Below are 20,495 nucleotides of genomic sequence, written 5' to 3'. Positions count from 1 at the left end.
AGCATTCCCATATCCCCTTTGGTGGAATTTATTTTGTAAATGATGGGTAATGCCCGGTTCAGACGTGGTGACCCTGATATTGAGTGACCCGACTGTGTTTAATCCCGTAAATAATTATTGTGAGAAATATGTTACGGCGCGCGCAAAGCAATGCATACCGGAGCCGATATGGCCGTGTGTGAGAAATTTTTCATAATTTTGATGTGTTAATTTAACTGACTTTGGTTAATTAATAAGCCTGCTGCACGTCGCCAAACTGTTGTAGCGGGCTTTTTTTGTGTTTTATAGGTGTTTCATAAGACGTTTAATAAATAGTGTGTTAGAATTTAATTCTTCTAATTATTTATATATGATTTGTTCTAAATAGTCTTGATATATCCTTGCTTATTGGTATTTACTTTGATTTGTATTGTAATACAATACAAATATATACTATTTTATAATATTTCACAATACATTTTTATACTCTAATTTCGTATAATATTATAAACCTCTTAAAATACAGTATTCAATTGTATTATATTACTGTATAAAAAAGTTTTAAGTGTCTCGTAAATGAGCAGAATGAATAGGATTAAGGAAGTATTAAAGGAGCAAGGACGAACACAAACTTGGCTAGCTGAGAAGATTGATAAAAGTTATGTAATTGTTACCAATTATTGTAATAACAATGCACAACCAAGCATTGAGGTACTTCGAAAGATTGCCAAAATTTTGGACGTTGATGTTCGAGAATTATTAGTCCCTACCAAAGATAATGGCCAAGATAAACAGTAATTAAATTATTTAGTTTTCTTCTTCTGGAAGAATAATTTTCACACAAGATATTCCACTGCTTTTACTCAATGAATGGTTATATTCATTTATTTTTATTTTAATAAGTATTAGTTTTCAGTATATTAGAGGGTTGTTTTTGAATACTTTAGTGGTGAAATTTTTAATTATAAGTGTCTTTATTTAATAAAGATGTGTTATGTAGCTACTTACTTAAGGCAACGTCCCGATAATTACATTAATAGGTGTGTTACATACAGGCTTAATGACCGCAATACTATGGCACTAATAGAATTTGAAGAAAAGGAAATAGAACTAATTATAAATTCGATTAAAAAGCGACAAGAGATTTTTGATAGTAATCCCGAGTTCTATGACAAACGCAAAAAGGACTTACAGAAAATCCTAAGTCAATTGGACAGTTACTTTATTGATTTGACTCCTCTTCAAAAAGCCTTGATTTCTGGCTGTATTAAAGACTATATTGACTACTCCAACAATGAATTTTTAAGGTTATCAGATTATGAGATTTTTAAGATAAGAGAATTGAAATTTAATGAATTCAATGAGACGGACATAGCATTGATTGCGCTTAAAAAGCTTCAAGACAAATCCAATACAAAAAGAAAAACTCTCAACTCAATACTAGAGTATATCAATTTATTGTTGAAAACTGAAAAAATCTATTATTCAATCTTAAATGACGGGAAAATATATAAAGCAGCGATAATGATTTCTGATAAAAAAGGTTTAAGAATTGACATGGAAGGTGCATTATTAGAGGACTTTAAATTTGAAAATATATTAGGAGATTCTTATATGACTTATGATAAACCCAAAATTGTTCTTAACAAATTAAAAACATATGGAGAGCATTGTGATTTGACAAAGAATCAACGACGATTTTTAAAAATAATAGAAAAAGCTTGTGTGTAATATTTAGTGGTATGAGCGGTTGGCATGACCCAGCAATTAACCTCAGATGGAACCGCTCTGGTGATACAACAACTGCCTATAAAGGACTTTCTGTCTGTTGATAATATTTTTGGGAAGAATGCCCATGCTTGCCTTGTGCACTTTGGCTCATAAGTTTATTTTTACAATTTATTTTTAATAGGCTTTAGTTTTCAGTATATTAGTGGGTTTTTTTTGTAAAAACGACATGAAGGCTGTTTATAAAGATGTTTTCGTTTGATAAAGATATATATTAGGTAATTGCTATTTAATGCGAGAAATGTTAATGACGATATGGGGGCGTTGTGCGGCATACTGAAAAGAGCCCACGCACAAATAGCACATTTGGTTTTTGCCGACACAAAAACCGACCTTGAAAAACCAATAGAGCTATTTTTTTGCCGTCGCTCGCTGGATAAATATTAACTTGCAGTAGTTGGAATTTTTATAATGGAAATTGAATAAATGAAAAATAAGAAATCAGTACAATCAATAGAACCGAATATTGCAGATTTAGCCAACGGATGGCTAAGAAAGTTTAAACTGCCTTACAAATTAGAGCAGGAATCTGTTAATGCAGAAATTGATAAAGCCCTTTCTGACTACTTCACCAAAAATGGTGGTGCAGGTGCAAATCGACCAGATGCCAAAATATTACTTCAAGACAAAAATTTAGACTTCTACCCAGTTCTTATCGAGTACAAAGGCTATAAAGACAAACTTGTAAAACTTGATAAAGACGGACAAATTGAAAACCGAACTTCTAAAAATGAACCTCACTTTAAAAACATCAACTCGTTTGCAGTAAACGGAGCTGTTCATTACGCAAACGCTTTACTTCATCATACAAGCTACACCGATATTATTGCAGTCGGTATGACAGGCTATAAAGATGAAACAGGGAAAGTTCATCACGAAATTGGCGTTTATTATGTTTCAAAAAGCAATTTAGGTGCAGGACAGAAAATTGGCGACTTTACCGACTTTTCATTTTTAGCACCGAAAAATTTTGACGGTTTTATTGAAACAGTAAAAAAGCTTCAACTCTCACAAGAAGAACTTGACAAACTAAAAGAACAACGGGAAAGAGAAATTGACCAAAGTCTTGTAAAACTCAACAATGACATTTACCATAATGAAAAAGGATTGGGAGAAAATGACCGTGTTTATTTAGTGGCAGCATCAATTATAGCAACACTTGGAATTCCAGGCAAAGTTGCACCACTTGAAAAATCCGATTTAAAATCTTCTTCAGAAAATGGATATAGAGATGGTGATTTAATGATTAAAAAGATTGAATCCTTTTTAAGTCATAAAGAACTTCCTGATGAAAAAAAACAACTTATAATAAGAACACTCTCTAACACACTTCTTACAAATAACATTAATAAAGTTGAAGACGGTGAGAGCCAATTAAAAAGGGTATTTGCAAAAATTGTAGATGATTTAGGAATCTACTACAAAATTGGTTTGACCACCGATTTTACAGGCAAACTATTCAACGAAATGTACGGTTGGTTGGGCTTTTCACAAGACAAATTAAATGATGTTGTACTTACACCTTCCTATGTCGCTTCACTCTTAGTCAAATTATCGAGAGTAAACAAAGACTCATATGTGTGGGATTTTGCAACAGGTTCAGCAGGTTTATTGGTTGCTGCAATGAATGAAATGCTTAATGATGCAAAAAACACCATTAAGTCCCCAGATGAACTAACTCAAAAAGAAATCAAAATCAAAGCTGAACAATTACTTGGATTAGAGTTACTCTCAAGTGTTTATATGTTAGCCATCCTCAATATGATTTTGATGGGTGACGGTAGCTCTAACATTTTGAACATTGACTCGATTAAAGATTTTGACGGAAAATATGGTTTTGGGAAAACAGACAGTAAATTCCCTGCGGATGCTTTTATTTTAAATCCACCATATTCTGCTTTAGGCAACGGGATGAACTTTGTTGAAAAAGCATTAGGAATGATGCACAAAGGTTATGCAGCAATTATTATCCAAAATTCAGCAGGTTCAGGTAGAGCAAAAGATTATTGTAAAAGGATTTTAGAAAAGCATACATTATTGGCAAGTATCAAAATGCCTGTTGATATTTTTATAGGGAAATCAAGTGTACAAACCAATATTTATGTTTTCAAAGTGAATGAAAAGCACCATAAAGATGAAATAGTTAAGTTCATTGATTTTTCAAATGATGGTTATTCACGAGCAAATCGTAAAAAAGGAAGTAATAATCTTAGGGATACAGACCAAGCTAAAGAACGATATGAAGAAGTGGTGAACTTAGTTCGTTTTGGGAAAAGCAAACTCAAAATTTTCACAGAAAAAGAATACTACGAAGGTACTATTGACCCAAGGAATGGTGCCGATTGGAACCAATCATCACCTATAGACACGAAACCTACTTTACAGGATTTTAAAAATACAGTTAGTGGTTATTTATCTTGGGAAGTAAGTACAATTTTAAAAGAGCAAAACATTTTAGGTAAAAGCTTGGGAAAGTAGAAACCCCACTCAACGAGAAACTAAAAAATGTTGAGTGGGGTGATTACAGAATTGAAGATGTCTTGCAATGGCAACCTCAAAAAGAAATAGACCCATTAAAGCTTGAAGAGTTAAAAGATGAATCAGAACCATTTTATCCATTTTACGGTCAAGCAACAATTGACAATGGAATAATTTCCTATAACCAACTTACTAAGGATGTATTAAATAATTCTGATGGAAAACCAACAATTTTAATTCATTCAAACAATCAAAATATAGTTTTTTTAGAAACACCTTTTTACTTAAAAGACGGTCACGGTGCAACAAGCGTATTGCAATGTGATGGATTGAATCGAGTTAATCAAATGTTTATTATCGCCTCAATTGAGAAGGTAATAAAGCGTAAATATTCGTACAACAATAAAGCAACGAAAATCGAATTGAAAAATACGATAATAAGTCTTCCAGTTAAAAACGGAGCTGTAGATTTTGATTTTATGGAAAGGTTTATTATCGAATTAGAAAAAGAACGTTTTGAAGTATTTGAAAATTTCTTATCAACTACAGGACTAAACGAATACGAAATAACTTCCAAAGAACAAATGGCTTTAGATAACTTCAAGAACTTAAATTGGGAATCATTTAATCTTGAAAGTTTATTTGGTAAATCTACTCGTGGAAGACGATTAAAAAGTGCCGACCGTGTTGCAGGAACATTGCCATTTATTACAGCAGGAGAAACTGACGAAGGAGTTTCTGCTTTTATTGGGAATGACGTTAAAGTTTTTTCAGCTAATACCACAACCATTGATATGTTTGGTTCAGCCAAATATAGAAACTTCAAATATGGCGGAGACGACCATATTGCAGTTGTTCATACGGACAAACTGCCAAAATACGCATCTGTTTTTGTGACTTCTGCAATTCACAAATCATCATACAACGGACAGTTCAACTATGGTAGAAACTTCTACGCAAAAGACGCTGACGTATTAGATATTTCACTACCAGTAAAGGACGGAAAACCTGACTATGGAACTATGGAAACGGTTATTTCTGCCATTCATAAATTGGTAATTAAAGACGTGGTTTTGTACGTAGAGAAAAAAGAAAATAGAATTAACCGAACTGACTGAAAATGCCAACGCTTAAAGCCATACACATTTGCAATTCGCACCAGCCAACTCGCAAACCGAAATTGCAAAGGAGCTTGTCTGTTTCCCATCGCTTTTTTGCCGACCCTAAAAACTATTTTTTTCGGAAACGGCAGTGCTTCGATTGAGCAGATTTAAGATTGTAGTAAATTGACAATTAACTGATAATGAATAAAGCCCAGCACACAATCGAGTAGACTGCCGCTAGGCTAAAAGCCTGGCGGAGAGCCTCTCACACCACCGGCCGTACGCGAGCTCTGCTCCCACCTTTCGTTCAAAATATTCACAGGATATTTTTCACTCGGGTGCATATACGGCGCTTCGTACCTTGATGGGTTAAGCGACAAATGAAGTCCCGGCACTCGACCCGCCATCCGTTGCCAACCATTAAAAAGAGACTAACACAATGAATATCGACTCAGTAAAAAAAGCATTGCAAGAACTTCGAGAAATAGATACAACAAACGATTATGCTTATGAGCAAGTAATATGGAAATACTTAACTTGTGTAAAACTTCCGATATTCGTTTATACGCTACCGAAAGATTCTGTAGTTTTTAGGACACGAACACATGATAGAGATAACTATTTTCTAAATATCTCTGATATTGGACTTACGCCTAAAAAGTTTGTTACTGATTTTGGTAGATGTAATAGACCTAATCAGTCCGTTTTTTACGCCTCAGAAAACAGACCGACTTCATATGCTGAATTAGTTAAAAGCTGGTCGAAAAAGGGACATAAAGTTGGTGATTCAATATTTGTAACAATTGGAGCATGGAAGCTAAAAAAAGACCTTGACTTGATATTAGTATCAACGCCTAATCCTGAAGAAAGAATTTCAGAATTTGATAAGGAAAACGGAGTTTATTTAGATAAATATATAGCCGAATTTAGTCAAGAAGAACAAGAAAATTTAAAAGAGATTTATAAATTTCTCTTTGAATTCTATAGGAAACCTTCCGATGATGATAACCAAATACTTTATTATTTGACAACAGGTTACGCTAATATTGCATTGGCACATAATGACGCAAAAGCATATGGAGTATATTATCCAAGTGTTCCTTTTTTGCATCAAGGAGTGAATTTTGCAATAAACGGAACATTTGCAAAAGAGAATCTTGAATTAATTCGTGCATTGAGAAATAAATTTACTATCAGTTTAAATGAAGCTGGGGAACCAGTTTTTCGGGAAACAGATATGAAAGAAGCTATAGAAATAGACAATTTAAAAAATTTGATTAAATGGGACTAATAACGGTTGGCAATATATAGGAGTATGAGCGGTCGGCACGACCTAGCGATTACTCCAGGTTGAACTACATCCCGGTAGAACTACAACAAAATACTATGGACCTACTGTCGTTTTTTTATGTTTTTGGGAAGAATGCCCATGCTTTCCTTGTGCAGCTTCTGCTCCTAAGTTTATTCTCTCAATTTATTTTTTAATACGCTTTAGTTTTCAGTATATTAGGGGGTTGTTTTTGCGAAAACGATATGAATACTGTTTGTTGCCTTCGTTTGATAAACGATATATTAGGTAATTACTATTTAATGCGAAAAATGTTAATAACGATATGAGTGTGTTAGCGTTCATGTAAAAAAAGTGCAACTATCAACCAAAAAAGAAAATTATGGGAGATTTAACTTTTGATAAAATACTATTATTGACAATATTTTTTGTTCCAGGTTTTATATACTTAAAAGCATATAGATTATTCATTGCAGAAACAAAAACAGACTTTTCGAAAGATTTTTATGAGGCTATAGGATTTAGCTTTCTAAATGCATTAATATTCTCTTATCCCCTTTTTAAAATTCATAATGACAATTTTATAGAGAATAATCCTGTTCTATATTTTATTTTCTTAGGTTTAATTATTCTTATTGCACCAATAATAGCTGCATTTCTATTTCATCTACTTTCAAAGAAAAAAATATTTTCAAAATATTTAATAACTCCCACAAAGAGTGCATGGGATTCTTTCTTTTCGAAAAGAGAAAGTTATTATGTAATTGTAACTTTAAAAAATGACAGAAAAATAGGAGGAAAATATGGTACTAATTCATATTCCTCCACATATCCAATTCCTAAAGAATTATATATTGAAGAAGTTTGGGAGTTAAATAAAAAAGACGGATTTGTTAAAAAAATAGAGCAAACAGAAGGTATGTTAATTACAGAAAATGAAATATCCACAATTGAATTTTTCATATAATCTTGATTATTATGGCAAAAAAAGAAAATTCTAGTTCTAAAGGAACAAGCAAAACAGTTAAAATACACAAACGAAGTGTAGTTGGAGACAAAGTCAAAGCATGGCAACCAACAGTTGATAGAACGACTACTCCACCAAAAAAGAGTAGTGAGGATAAGAAAAAGTAAATGTCATTTATATCATTTGAAAAAAACAAAACACGAAACGCTAACATTTTATAAATTCCATGGCGGCCTCAGTGGTACGCCAACAGCGGACTCCCGCATGTTTTCCTTGTCCGTATGCGGACAGGAAATCACCCGCAATCCACCACGTAACTTATAATTTTCCGTTGGCAACCATAATAAGAGACATACAATGAAACAGATACTTTTACTTTTAGGATTTCTGATTTTAATAAGTTGCAATTCAAACAAGACCGGAAAGAATGAAATAATTCAGCAACCTGTGGATAAAGTTGACTCGATTTTGAGTGAAAAACACCAGCGATTTATTGAATTCAAAAAAAGACTTCCAAAATACAATTTGCCTATTGAAATACATTGTGGATTTGATAGTATGGTAAGTCTAACGGATTATAAGGATTTTAGAGATTTCATTCCGACTAAAATGGAAGAGATTTATGGTTATGTTAATACTAATCAGACTTCAGACCTAATTTTGTTCGGACGAGTGGGTGATGATTTATATCCTTATATTTATTCATTCGACAATAATGGAAATATTCTAGACTCTTTGTTTCTAATAATTAATCCTTGTGGACAAGCTGATGAATTTTATATACCAAACTCTTTTGCTTTTATTGACAACAATGGACAGATTAGCATGATTGATACAAGTTTATACATTCACTATATTGACAATATGAATTATAAGATAGATTCAACAATTATTACAATGATTGAAATGAAAGTTGACAAAAATGGTAAATTTAAAGAGATTAAGAAGGAAATAAAACAAATTACGGTTGCCAATATATAGGAGTATGAGCGGTCGGTACGACCCAGCGATTACTCCAGGTTGAACGACACCCCGGTCGGACTACAACTAAATACTATGGACCTATTGTCTTTTTTTTATGTTTTTGGGAAGAATGCCCATGCTTTCCTTGTGCAGCTTCTGCTCCTAAGTTTATTTTTCAATTTATTTTTAATAAGCTTTCGTTTTCAGTATATTAGGGGGTTGTTTTTGCTAAAATGATATGAATACTGTTTGTTGCCTTCGTTTGATAAACGATATATTAGGTAATTACTATTTAATGCGAGAAATGTTAATGACGATATGAGTGTGTTAGCGGTAATTTAAAAACAGCATCATACTCACCTCCTAAACCTGACAAACATGGAAAAAATAAGAATTAAAGAGCTAATTAAATTTAGAAGAAAATCTGACCGTTCAAGAATCACACTTGTAAACAATTTAAAATTAAACAAAGCATTAGAAAATGATAGTTCTTCTGGTGGTGATTATTGGATAAGTTGTTTAAGTGCAATCGCAAATGCATTCAAATATGACAACATTGAGCTTCTTGATGAAAAAATTGATTTATTAATTGAAAAAATCAGGACACATGAAGACAAAAGGATTAAAAATCAATTCCAACGAAATATTGATGTTCTATATAATTTTGAAGATTTCGATTTTCAAGAATTAAAGCCTAATGCAGACTTAATATTTCTAAAAAAGCCAACCGACATATCAATACTCGATATTAAAGAATTGCCAATTCAGGCAAAGCCTGACCATGTATTTACATTCTCGATAAATAATAGCGAAGAAATTGGAGCTGTTTGGTTTATAGCTCAACTAGATGGATTTGATAAAGGAGAACTGGGAATGTTTGTGGATATTTTGCATCGCTATTTGATTAAACATTTCTCTAAAGATTTCTTTGTTAACACTTCTAATTGTATTGCAGTTGATGTGAATAAAGCGCAATATGTAAGTTATAAAGACATCGAAGAAGGTAAAATCCCTAATCTACTCGAACAAACAATTGATGATATAAAAAAATTATTATAAAATCTAATCACTATGGCAAGAAATCATAATTCTGACAGAAATGGAAGCGGCTTCAATGACAATACAAAAAGACAAGTCTGGAATAAAGCTCAAATAGTCCCAGGAGTTAATTCAAATACCAGAAGGAAGGATATTTGTGGTGCTTGGATTGAATGGAATAATTATGGAGACACGACAGAAGACGGAACTGGATGGGAAATTGACCATATAAAACCAGTAGCAAAAGGGGGAAATGACCTGCTCTCAAATTTACAACCTCTTCAGTGGCAAAATAATCGAAAGAAAAGTGACGACTATCCAGCATCTAATTATTGTGCTGTGTCAGCATTAAAAGATTAAGATGAATTATTAACAAATAAAAACTACCGCCAACATTTTATAAATTCCATGGCGGCCTCAGTGGTATGCCAGCGGCGGATTCCCGCATGTTTTCCTTGTCCGTATGCGGACAGGAAATCACCCGCAATCCGCCACGTAACTTATAATTTTCCGTTGTGCACAATATTATTCAAACTAAAACGACCTTCAAATCAAGATGTTTTCAAAATTTATACTTAGTGTTCTTTTCATTTTCCAGATTTCTACATTTTGTTGTTATTCAATTGGAAATAGAAGCGGAAATGATATGTCAAGTTCAGAACATTTAATATCAAATGAGACGGATATATATACGCAATGGATTTATCCAATTGCAATGTCAATTACTACATCAATAATTGCATCTTTTGCTTTTTTCCTGATTGTTTATTACTTCCCTGAAAAAAAGAGAAAGAGTAAATTAAGGCAAAAGACAGATTATGAATTTAATGCTATAAAAAATAAATTAAGCAGTCTATTTGATGGTATAATGCGGCGTTCATTACATTCAACTTCTGACTACCAAAGTATAATTAATTCAGGTAAACTAACTCTTGATGACTTAAAAATTGGATTGCAAAATAAGTGCATTAATGAGAGCTATAAAGAATTCAAATTATACAATGAAATATCCCCCTATCTTGTTTCTATTTATGAACCGCTAGAAACGACTAAATCAACTGTTAATGAATTAATAAATAGATTACTAATTCTCTCTCAATACCTTTCAACTTATGAGATATTATTTCTTGAAAAGATACGAGCACATTTAACCACCCAATATCCATTTAATAATCTTAAAAGAATACCCGATACTAAAATTGGAATCGTTACATATTACGATATGAACACTACACTATATAATTCCGCTGGTGCTTTTTTTGAATTATACAAGTTATATGTCGAACTTAAATATCATGTATACTTTAAAAACTCTTATTCTGACTGGGGCGTTGACATCTCAAGAATTGGTTATTTATATCATTCTAAACAATATAAACTTGCTAGAAAATATATTAGTAAGGCAAAGAAGGAACATGCCAAATTCATCAATTTGTTAGATATGTATCTCTTTCAGACTCTATATAAAGAAGGAAACAATAAAAATGCATACAAGCTTTTAATTGATATTCTAAACAGAAAAGACAGATTGCAACTTGTATATCAAAGAACTAGCTTGAAGGATTTTGTCGAAGACAAACAGGTAGAAAGAATATGTATTGAAAATTGCTCACAAAAGGAATATGATGAAATGCTTAAGGTCATTAAAAGTGAAAAACAGAATCACTTAAAATTTATCGAAACATCTATGTATTTGAAATCCTTTTTTGAAACTAAAAAGAATGAGAAGATTACTAACAATACAAATTCAGGCAAACAATAAAATACTGTGCACAATATATAGGAGTATGAGCGGTCGGCACGACCCAGCGATTACTCCAGGTTGAACTACATTCCGGTAGAGCTACAACAAAATACTATGGACCTACTGTCGTTTTTTTATGTTTTTGAGAAGAATGCCCATGCTTTAATTGTGTTGCTTCTGCTCCTAAGTTTATTCTCTCAATTTATTTTTTTAATACGCTTTAGTTTTCAGTATATTAGGGGGTTGTTTTTGCGAAAACGACATGAAGGCTGTTTATAAAGATGTTTTCGTTTGATAAAGATATATTAGGTAATTACTACTTAATGCGAGAAATGTTAATGATGATATGAGTGTGTTGTATGCAAGCGAAAAAAAGACACAGTTCATTGAAGAAATAATGTGCAAACTTGGAAAAATTTATTTTGTTTTTTTCCCTCCCTCAAAAAAAGAAACCCCACCACACAAGCAGCACATTTGCAATTCGCACGAGTCAACCCACAATCCCCAAATTGCTAAAAAAGCTACTTCTTACCAGCGCACCCAGAATAAATTGATAATAACATCTTATATTATGAGATGATTATATATTTTTAATGCTGAGTAATTATAAGAGCAATGAATAGGATTAAAGAAAAGGGAATCAAACAAACTTGGTTAGCTGAAAAACTTGGAAAAAGCTACAATATGGTCAACTCATATGTGCAAAACAGGCAACAACCAAGACTTGAAGTATTATTTAAAATTGCCGGGATATTAGATGTTAAACCGAAAGAATTAATAGAAAATAAATAATGACAAGCATAAATCAAAGAGCCGAATTGCACGCTCAAATATGGAAAATTGCCAACGATGTACGTGGTTCGGTTGATGGATGGGATTTTAAACAATTTGTTTTAGGGACGCTGTTCTATCGTTTTATAAGTGAAAATTTCAGCAACTATATCGAAGCTGGTGATGCCAGCATAAAATATGCGTCTTTGTCGGATGAAATTATCACGCCCGAAATAAAAGAAGATGCCATAAAAACGAAAGGATACTTCATTTATCCCTCTCAGCTTTTTGTAAATATTGCGAAAAAGGCAAGCAATAATGAAAACCTAAATACCGATTTAGCGGCCATTTTCTCTGCTATTGAGAGTTCTGCAAGCGGTTACCCATCAGAAGATGATATTAAAGGTTTATTTGCCGATTTTGATACCACCAGCAACCGACTGGGCAATACGGTCGAGGCAAAAAACAAAACCCTTGCTGCTGTCCTTAAAGGGGTGGCAGGCCTTAACCTTGGTAATTTCGAGGATAATCATATTGACCTCTTTGGCGATGCGTACGAATTTCTGATTTCTAATTACGCAGCCAATGCGGGTAAATCAGGTGGCGAGTTTTTTACTCCGCAAAGTGTTTCCAGGCTTATTGCACAACTTGCAATGCACAAGCAAACCACCGTAAACAAGATTTATGACCCGGCTGCCGGCTCGGGTTCGCTGCTTCTGCAAGCCAAAAAGCATTTCGACAACCACATTATCGAAGATGGTTTCTACGGGCAAGAGATTAACCACACCACCTACAACCTGGCGCGTATGAATATGTTTTTGCACAACATCAACTACGACAAGTTTAATATCGTTTTGGGCGACACACTGACCGACCCGCATTTAAGAGACGACAAACCTTTTGATGCCATTGTTTCTAATCCGCCCTATTCGGTTAAGTGGATTGGTGCTGACGACCCAACCTTGATAAACGACGACCGTTTTGCGCCTGCCGGTGTTCTTGCTCCAAAATCTAAGGCCGATTTTGCTTTTGTATTGCACGCGCTGAGCTACTTATCGAGCAAAGGGCGTGCTGCCATTGTCTGTTTCCCTGGTATTTTTTACCGTGGAGGTGCCGAACAGAAAATTCGCAAATATTTGGTGGATAATAATCACGTAGAAACCGTTATTTCTCTCGCTCCAAACCTCTTTTTTGGAACTTCTATTGCCGTAAATATTTTGGTGCTTTCTAAGAGCAAAAAAGAGGCAAAGACTCAATTTATTGATGCCAGTCGCGAAGATTTCTTCAAAAAAGAAACCAACAACAACGTACTGACAGACGCGCATATCGAAAAGATTATGCAAATGTTCGACAGCAAAGAAGAGGTTGCACACGTAGCAACTTCTGTTGATAATACAGCTATTGCCGAAAACGATTATAACCTTTCGGTAAGTTCGTATGTAGAGGCAAAAGATACACGTGAAGTTATTGATATCGTTGAATTGAATAAGGAGATAGCAACTACGGTAAGTAAAATAGATTCGCTGCGAACTGATATTGATGCTATTGTTAAAGAGATTGAGGGATGATGATAAACACAGATAAACACACATTTGATTTTATAGATAAACTCCTTGAGGGCGCTGAGGTGGAATGGAAGACTATAGATGAGATTTTTCACGTAAAAAATGGCTATACTCCGTCAAAGAAAAATAAAGAATTCTGGACAAATGGGACTGTTCCTTGGTTTCGAATGGAAGACATTCGTACGAATGGAAGAATTTTATCTGATTCAATTCAACACGTATCTGAGTCTGCTGTAAAAGGAGGTAAATATTTTCCTGCTAATTCTATTATTATAGCAACTTCCGCTACAATTGGAGAGCACGCTTTAATTACAGTTCCATACTTGTCAAATCAGAGGTTTACAAATCTCAGTTTGAAAAATGAGTATAAAAAAGTGTTGATGCCAAAGTTTATATATCATTTTTGCTTCACTATAGATGAGTGGTGTAAAAACAATACAACTGTAGGTAATTTTGCAGGTGTAGATATGAATGGTTTTAAGAAGTTCCAAATCCCCATCCCACCACTAAAAGTACAAGAAGAAATAGTTCGTATTCTCGATACATTTACAGAGCTTACAGCAAAGCTTACAGCAGAGCTTACAGCTCGTAAAAAGCAGTATAGTTATTATCGGGATGAATTGCTTTCTTTTAATGGTCAGAATCAGGATTCGCAGGATGCACTTGATTTGCAGGATAAGGTGGTGTGGAAGACGCTGGGGGAAGTTGGAGAAGTTCGTATGTGCAAACGAATTTTAAAAAATCAAACATCAGAAAGAGGTGATATTCCTTTTTATAAAATTGGGACTTTTGGCAAAAAACCGAATGCTTTTATTTCTAAAGAATTGTTTTATGAATATAAATCAAAGTATAATTATCCTAAAATAGGTGAAGTTTTAATTTCTGCAAGCGGAACAATCGGAAGAGCTGTTGTATTTGATGGGCAAGATGCTTATTTCCAAGATAGTAATATCGTCTGGATTGAAAATGATGAAAGTCAGGTTTTAAATAAGTTTTTATTTCACTTTTATAAAGTTGCTAAATGGCATACAGCAGAAGGAGGAACCATAAAACGATTATATAATAATGATTTAAAAAAGACAAAAATCCCCATCCCACCCCTAGCCGAGCAAGAACGCATCGTATCCATCTTAGACAAATTCGATACGCTAACCAATTCCATCAGCAAGGGTTTGCCAAAAGAAATAGAATTACGAAAAAAGCAATATGAATATTATCGCGATAAATTGTTAACCTTTTAATTGTCTGCATCAGGATTTGCAAGATTATGGGATTTTCAGGATTTGAGCATTGAGGTTTTTTTTATCACAAAAGCAAAACAACAAGATTGTAGCAAAACATAGCAATAGAATTAGCAAGATAAACAATAGAGTAAATTCAGATATTAAAAGAAAAACAATTAGGTGCAGAGGAAAAATCAAGTCAATCCAATAATCCTAAAAATCCTGATTCTGACAAATGAGATACACAATGACTTTAGATGAGTTAACATACAAAATAAATGGTTGTGCTATGCAAGTGCATAACAAGCTGGGTAATGGGTTTCAGGAAGTTATTTATCAGCGTTGCTTAGCCATCGAACTCAAAAGAGCTGGTATAGACTTTGAAAGAGAAAAAGAACAAAAAATATTTTACGACCAATTTGAAGTAGGTACACGTCGGGCCGATTTTGTTGTAGAAGATACGGTGATCGTAGAACTAAAAGCGTTAGTAAATCTCGAAGATGTTCATCTGGCTCAAGCCAAAAATTATGTAGTAGCTTATAACAAACCCATAGGCTTACTCATTAACTTCGGAACCAAAAGCTTACAGTTCAAAAAAATATACAATTCGAAGTACAACACAGAAAAATCAAGTCAATCCAATAATCCTAAAAATCCTGATTCTGACAAATGAGATACACAATGACTTTAGATGAGTTAACATACAAAATAAATGGTTGTGCTATGCAAGTGCATAACAAGCTGGGTAATGGGTTTCAGGAAATTATTTATCAGCGTTGCTTAGCCATTGAACTCAAAAGAGCTGGTATAGACTTTGAAAGAGTAAAAGAACAAAAAATATTTTACGACCAATTTGAAGTAGGTACACGTCGGGCCGATTTTGTTGTAGAAGATACGGTGATCGTAGAACTAAAAGCGTTAGTGAATCTCGAAGATGTTCATCTGGCTCAAGCCAAAAATTATGTAGTAGCTTATAACAAACCCATAGGCTTACTCATTAACTTCGGAGCCAAAAGCTTACAGTTCAAAAAATATACAATTCGAAGTACAACACAGATAAATCAAGTCAATCCAATAATCCTCATAATCCTGATTCTGACAAATGAGATACACAATGACTTTAGATGAGTTAACATACAAAATAAATGGTTGTGCTATGCAAGTGCATAACAAGCTGGGTAATGGGTTTCAGGAAATTATTTATCAGCGTTGCTTAGCCATCGAACTCAAAAGAGCTGGTATAGACTTTGAAAGAGAAAAAGAACAAAAAATATTTTACGACCAATTTGAAGTAGGTACACGTCGGGCCGATTTTGTTGTAGAAGATACGGTGATCGTAGAACTAAAAGCGTTAGTAAATCTCGAAGATGTTCATCTGGCTCAAGCCAAAAATTATGTAGTAGCTTATAACAAACCCATAGGCTTACTCATTAACTTCGGAGCCAAAAGCTTACAGTTCAAAAAAATATACAATTCGAAGTACAACACAGAAAAATCAAGTCAATCCAATCATCCTCATAATCCTGATTCTGACAAATGAGATACACAATGACTTTAGATGAGTTAACATACAAAATAAATGGTTGTGCTATGCAAGTGCACAACAAGCTGGGTAATGGGTTTCAGGAAGTTATTTATCAGCGTTGCTTAGCCATTGAACTCAAAAGAGCTGGTATAGACTTTGAAAGAGAAAAAGAACAAAAAATATTTTACGACCAATTTGAAGTAGGTACACGTCGGGCCGATTTTGTTGTAGAAGATACGGTGATCGTAGAACTAAAAGCGTTAGTGAATCTCGAAGATGTTCATCTGGCTCAAGCCAAAAATTATGTAGTAGCTTATAACAAACCCATAGGCTTACTCATTAACTTCGGAGCCAAAAGCTTACAGTTCAAAAAAATATACAATTCGAAGTACAACACAGAAAAATCAAGTAAATCCAATCATCCTCATAATCCTGATTCAGACAAATGAAAGAATATACACCAATAGCAGAATCAAACAACTTCATCGTTCTCGACAAATACAAAAAATACAACGAGGCTCACGAAGCGCCGGCAAGCTATCAATCTGAATCTGGCTTAGAGAAAGAATTTATTCAAGACCTGTGCAATCAGGGTTACGAATACTTGCCACAGCTCACCACGCCCGAAGCCATGTTTACCAATGTACGTGTGCAGTTACAAGCACTCAACAATACCACCTTTACCGATAGCGAATGGGCACGTTTTGTAGCAGAATACCTTGATAAACCCAGCGACGGCATCATCGACAAAACCCGAAAGATTCACGATGACTACATCTACGATTTTGTTTTTGACGATGGACATATTCAAAACATCTACCTGGTAGATAAAATGACCATTGCTCGCAATAAGGTGCAGGTCATTTCGCAATTCCAACAAACTGGTTCGCACGCCAATCGTTACGATGTTACCGTATTGGTAAATGGTTTGCCTTTGGTGCAAATAGAACTCAAAAAACGCGGCGTGGCCATTCGCGAAGCGTTTAATCAAGTGCATCGCTACAGCAAAGAGAGCTTTAACAGCAGCAATTCGCTGTATAAATATTTGCAAATCTTTGTCATATCAAACGGAACGGACAGCCGTTACTTTGCAAATACCGTAAAACGAGACAAAAACAGTTTCGATTTTACAATGAACTGGGCAAAAGCTGATAACACCTTAATTAAAGACCTGAAAGATTTTACAGCTACATTCTTTCAGAAAAATACCATTCTAAATATATTGCTCAACTATTCGGTATTTGATGTAAACAATACGCTGCTCATCATGCGTCCTTACCAAATAGCAGCAACCGAGCGTATTTTATGGAAGATAAACTCCGCTTATCAGGCAAAAAACTGGAGTAAACCCGAAAGTGGTGGCTTTATTTGGCACACTACAGGTTCAGGAAAAACGCTCACCAGTTTTAAGGCTGCTCGTTTGGCTACTCAGTTAGATTTTATAGACAAAGTATTCTTTGTGGTTGACCGTAAAGACCTCGATTTCCAAACCATGAAGGAGTATCAACGCTTCTCGCCCGATAGTGTGAATGGCTCAGACAGCACCGCAGGACTGAAACGCAACATCGAAAAAGAGGATAATAAAATCATTGTTACCACCATTCAGAAGCTCAACAACCTGATGAAAGGTGAGGGTAAGTTGCCTGTTTTCGATAAGCAAGTGGTCTTTATTTTTGATGAAGCCCATCGCTCGCAATTTGGCGAGGCTCAAAAGAACCTCAAAAAGAAATTTAAAAGGTACTATCAGTTCGGATTTACGGGTACGCCTATCTTCCCCGAAAATGCATTAGGTGCCGAAACCACAGCAAGCGTATTTGGCCGTGAACTGCATTCGTATGTCATTACCGATGCCATTCGCGATGAAAAAGTGTTGAAATTTAAAGTGGATTACAACGATGTTCGCCCCCGGTTTAAAGGCTTAGAAGCTGAACAGGATGAAAAAAAACTAACGGCTGCCGAGAACAAGAAAGCTTTTTTACATCCAACACGTATTCGCGAAATATCGCAATATATCCTTAATAACTTTAGGCTAAAAACCCACCGGGGGCAAGGCGGACAATCGGGCTTTAATGCAATGTTTGCTGTTAGTAGTGTTGATGCTGCCAAATGCTATTACGAAGCCATCAATAAGCTACAAAAAGAGAGCGATAAGCCATTAAAGGTAGCTACCATATTCTCCTTTGCCGCCAACGAAGAGCAAAATGCTGTTGGCGAAATAGTTGACGAAACCTTTGAGCCTACTGCAATGGACAGCAGTGCAAAGGAGTTTCTTACTGCGGCCATTGACGATTATAACGCCATGTTTGGAATGAACTTTGACCTGGGAAGCGAGTTCCAAAACTATTACCGGGACCTGGCCAAACGTGTGAAAAACAAAGAAATTGATTTACTCATTGTAGTAGGTATGTTTCTTACAGGTTTTGATGCGCCATCGCTCAACACTTTATTTGTAGATAAGAATTTGCGTTACCACGGTTTGATGCAGGCCTTTTCGCGTACCAACCGCATTTACGATGCCACCAAGACTTTTGGTAATATTGTTACTTTCCGGAATCTGGAACAAAACACAGTTGATGCCATTACGCTTTTTGGGGATAAAAGCACTGCAAATGTGGTATTAGAAAAAAGCTACAAAGAATACTTAGATGGCTTTACAGATATTGCTACAGGATTGGCTCGCCGTGGTTATATTGAAGTGGTACATGAGCTCAACGAGAAATTCCCAAATCCGGATGAAATAGAAACAGAAAAGGATAAAAAGGAATTTGCGAAGCTCTTTGGCGAATACCTGCGTGTAGAAAATATACTTCAAAACTACGATGAGTTTACGCAGCTTAAAGCATTACAAGCAATAGACACTACGGATACCGAAGCCGTAGAAGCTTTTAAAGAAGAACACTTTGTAACCGACGAAGAAATGGCAGCAATGCAGGAGATTAAAATGCCTGCCGAACGTACTGTGCAAGATTATCGCTCAACTTATAATGATATCCGTGATTGGTTACGCCGGGAGAAAAGCGGTAAAGAACCCGAAGAGTCTGATATTGATTGGGACGATGTGGTATTTGAGGTTGACTTACTTAAATCGCAAGAGATAAACTTAGATTACATTCTTGAACTTGTTTTTGAGCATAACAAAAAGACGAAGAACAAAGCTGACTTAATAGATGAAATCCGTCGTATTATCCGTGCCAGTATAGGCAATAGAGCTAAAGAAAGCTTAGTGGTCGATTTTATTAATAGCACCGACCTTGATATTATTGAGGACAAAGCAAGTATCATCGAGACATTTTTTAGCTTTGCTCAAGAAAAGCAGAAAGAAGAAGCATCTCACTTAATAGAAAGTGAATGTTTAAACGAAGAAGAAGCAAAAAGATACATTAAAAGCTCACTAAAACGTGAATATGCTAGTGAAAACGGTACGGAATTAAATTCGATTTTACCCAAAATGAGCCCTTTAAATCCGCTATATCTAACTAAAAAGCAGAGTGTTTTTCAGAAGATTCAAGCATTTGTCGATAAGTTTAAAGGTGTTGGAGGTGTAATATAGGGAGATGTCCAAATGATAAGCCAACCCAATTTGCAAGCACATTACTCACAAATGTTTCATTTTTAAAGGTGTTCGTGAATTGAAAATCAGCGAAGCTAATGCTTGATTTTGCGAGTATTAATGAATTGGTAGTTTTGTCTAATCTTGAAAATATTAACTCGATTTTAATTCGTAACCAGATTGATAAGGCAATGCGGTATAAACAATTAAAGGATATTGTTCAGATTCAATTAAAATCATTGGACTCACAAGATTTCATGAAAGCATTGAAAAAAGTATCTGATGATATTTATATAGACAAAAAGAAGAAACTTAAATAAACAACGAAACGCCAATCGAGTAGACTGCCGCCAGGCTTTTAGACTGGCGGAGAGCCTCTCACACCACCGACCGTACGCGTGCTCTGCTCTCACCTTTCGTTCTAAATATTCACAGTATATTTTTCACTCGGGTGCATATACGGCGGTTCGTACCTTGATGGGTTAAGCGACAAATGAAGTTCCGGCATAGATA

Annotated in this window: 20 protein-coding genes and 1 pseudogene; all 21 read left to right on the top strand. The window is 34.8% G+C overall.

The genetic code is table 11. From position 1 onward, the window contains the following. The first annotated feature begins 564 nt into the window (after window positions 1-564). The 21 genes and pseudogenes from ACT3CD_RS16665 to ACT3CD_RS16565 all read left to right on the top strand — a co-directional run bounded on the left by ACT3CD_RS16665 (window position 565) and on the right by ACT3CD_RS16565 (window position 20,302). Window positions 565-777: a helix-turn-helix transcriptional regulator gene (locus ACT3CD_RS16665; protein WP_444646795.1), complete on the top strand. Its 213-nt coding sequence runs from the start codon at window positions 565-567 to the stop codon at window positions 775-777. 276 nt (window positions 778-1,053) lie between these two features. Continuing rightward, window positions 1,054-1,710, top strand: coding sequence for a hypothetical protein (locus tag ACT3CD_RS16660; protein WP_444646794.1), 657 nt, complete (start codon window positions 1,054-1,056; stop codon window positions 1,708-1,710). A gap of 483 nt (window positions 1,711-2,193) precedes the next feature. After that, entirely contained in the window at window positions 2,194-4,245 is a 2,052-nt protein-coding gene (locus ACT3CD_RS16655) for an HsdM family class I SAM-dependent methyltransferase (RefSeq protein WP_444646793.1), read from the top strand. 38 nt (window positions 4,246-4,283) lie between these two features. Beyond that, window positions 4,284-4,748: pseudogene (locus ACT3CD_RS16650) on the top strand (hypothetical protein); the annotation flags it as partial. Beyond that, window positions 4,725-5,363, top strand: coding sequence for a restriction endonuclease subunit S (locus ACT3CD_RS16645; protein WP_444646801.1), 639 nt, complete (start codon window positions 4,725-4,727; stop codon window positions 5,361-5,363). The pseudogene ACT3CD_RS16650 and the gene ACT3CD_RS16645, both read left to right, overlap by 24 nt. Window positions 5,364-5,787: 424 nt before the next feature. Further along, window positions 5,788-6,639: a hypothetical protein gene (locus ACT3CD_RS16640; protein ID WP_444646792.1), complete on the top strand. Its 852-nt coding sequence runs from the start codon at window positions 5,788-5,790 to the stop codon at window positions 6,637-6,639. 379 nt (window positions 6,640-7,018) lie between these two features. Next, entirely contained in the window at window positions 7,019-7,603 is a 585-nt protein-coding gene (locus tag ACT3CD_RS16635; RefSeq protein WP_444646791.1) for a DUF6338 family protein, read from the top strand. Between the two features lie 11 nt (window positions 7,604-7,614). After that, complete coding sequence (locus tag ACT3CD_RS16630) at window positions 7,615-7,770, top strand: hypothetical protein (RefSeq protein WP_444646790.1); 156 nt, start codon at window positions 7,615-7,617, stop codon at window positions 7,768-7,770. A gap of 190 nt (window positions 7,771-7,960) precedes the next feature. Further along, complete coding sequence (locus ACT3CD_RS16625) at window positions 7,961-8,584, top strand: hypothetical protein (RefSeq protein WP_444646789.1); 624 nt, start codon at window positions 7,961-7,963, stop codon at window positions 8,582-8,584. A gap of 360 nt (window positions 8,585-8,944) precedes the next feature. Continuing rightward, window positions 8,945-9,625 (top strand): hypothetical protein, encoded by a 681-nt coding sequence (locus tag ACT3CD_RS16620; RefSeq protein WP_444646788.1) that lies wholly within the window; start codon window positions 8,945-8,947, stop codon window positions 9,623-9,625. Window positions 9,626-9,637: 12 nt separating this feature from the next. Next, window positions 9,638-9,964 carry an HNH endonuclease signature motif containing protein gene (locus ACT3CD_RS16615; protein ID WP_444646787.1) on the top strand — a complete coding sequence of 109 codons (327 nt, stop codon included), beginning with the start codon at window positions 9,638-9,640 and terminating at the stop codon, window positions 9,962-9,964. A gap of 286 nt (window positions 9,965-10,250) precedes the next feature. Beyond that, window positions 10,251-11,366 (top strand): hypothetical protein, encoded by a 1,116-nt coding sequence (locus ACT3CD_RS16610; protein ID WP_444646786.1) that lies wholly within the window; start codon window positions 10,251-10,253, stop codon window positions 11,364-11,366. A 597-nt stretch (window positions 11,367-11,963) separates the two neighbouring features. Then, complete coding sequence (locus ACT3CD_RS16605) at window positions 11,964-12,140, top strand: helix-turn-helix domain-containing protein (RefSeq protein ID WP_444646785.1); 177 nt, start codon at window positions 11,964-11,966, stop codon at window positions 12,138-12,140. Next, the gene (locus ACT3CD_RS16600; protein WP_444646784.1) at window positions 12,140-13,687 is read left to right on the top strand and encodes a type I restriction-modification system subunit M; all 1,548 of its coding nucleotides are present in this window, start codon (window positions 12,140-12,142) and stop codon (window positions 13,685-13,687) included. Before ACT3CD_RS16605 ends, ACT3CD_RS16600 begins: the two co-directional genes overlap by 1 nt. Continuing rightward, a complete protein-coding gene (locus tag ACT3CD_RS16595; RefSeq protein WP_444646783.1) occupies window positions 13,684-14,925 on the top strand; it encodes a restriction endonuclease subunit S in 1,242 nt (413 codons plus the stop codon). The genes ACT3CD_RS16600 and ACT3CD_RS16595 overlap by 4 nt, the downstream gene beginning before the upstream one ends. A 271-nt stretch (window positions 14,926-15,196) precedes the next feature. Next, on the top strand, window positions 15,197-15,580 hold the full coding sequence (locus ACT3CD_RS16590) for a GxxExxY protein (RefSeq protein WP_444646782.1): 384 nt from the start codon (window positions 15,197-15,199) through the stop codon (window positions 15,578-15,580). A 50-nt stretch (window positions 15,581-15,630) separates the two neighbouring features. Continuing rightward, on the top strand, window positions 15,631-16,035 hold the full coding sequence (locus tag ACT3CD_RS16585; protein WP_444646781.1) for a GxxExxY protein: 405 nt from the start codon (window positions 15,631-15,633) through the stop codon (window positions 16,033-16,035). Between the two features lie 28 nt (window positions 16,036-16,063). Beyond that, window positions 16,064-16,447, top strand: a complete 384-nt coding sequence (locus tag ACT3CD_RS16580; protein ID WP_444646780.1) for a GxxExxY protein — start codon at window positions 16,064-16,066, stop codon at window positions 16,445-16,447. A gap of 50 nt (window positions 16,448-16,497) precedes the next feature. After that, a complete protein-coding gene (locus ACT3CD_RS16575) occupies window positions 16,498-16,881 on the top strand; it encodes a GxxExxY protein (RefSeq protein WP_444646779.1) in 384 nt (127 codons plus the stop codon). Beyond that, complete coding sequence (locus ACT3CD_RS16570; RefSeq protein WP_444646778.1) at window positions 16,878-19,982, top strand: type I restriction endonuclease subunit R; 3,105 nt, start codon at window positions 16,878-16,880, stop codon at window positions 19,980-19,982. The genes ACT3CD_RS16575 and ACT3CD_RS16570 overlap by 4 nt, the downstream gene beginning before the upstream one ends. 98 nt (window positions 19,983-20,080) lie before the next feature. Then, window positions 20,081-20,302 carry a hypothetical protein gene (locus tag ACT3CD_RS16565; RefSeq protein ID WP_444646777.1) on the top strand — a complete coding sequence of 74 codons (222 nt, stop codon included), beginning with the start codon at window positions 20,081-20,083 and terminating at the stop codon, window positions 20,300-20,302. Window positions 20,303-20,495: the final 193 nt, after the last annotated feature.

It is taken from the genome of Geofilum sp. OHC36d9, from assembly GCF_052400685.1.
Classification (GTDB): domain Bacteria; phylum Bacteroidota; class Bacteroidia; order Bacteroidales; family Marinilabiliaceae; genus CAZHHH01.
This window is presented reverse-complemented; position numbering and strand designations above follow the sequence as displayed.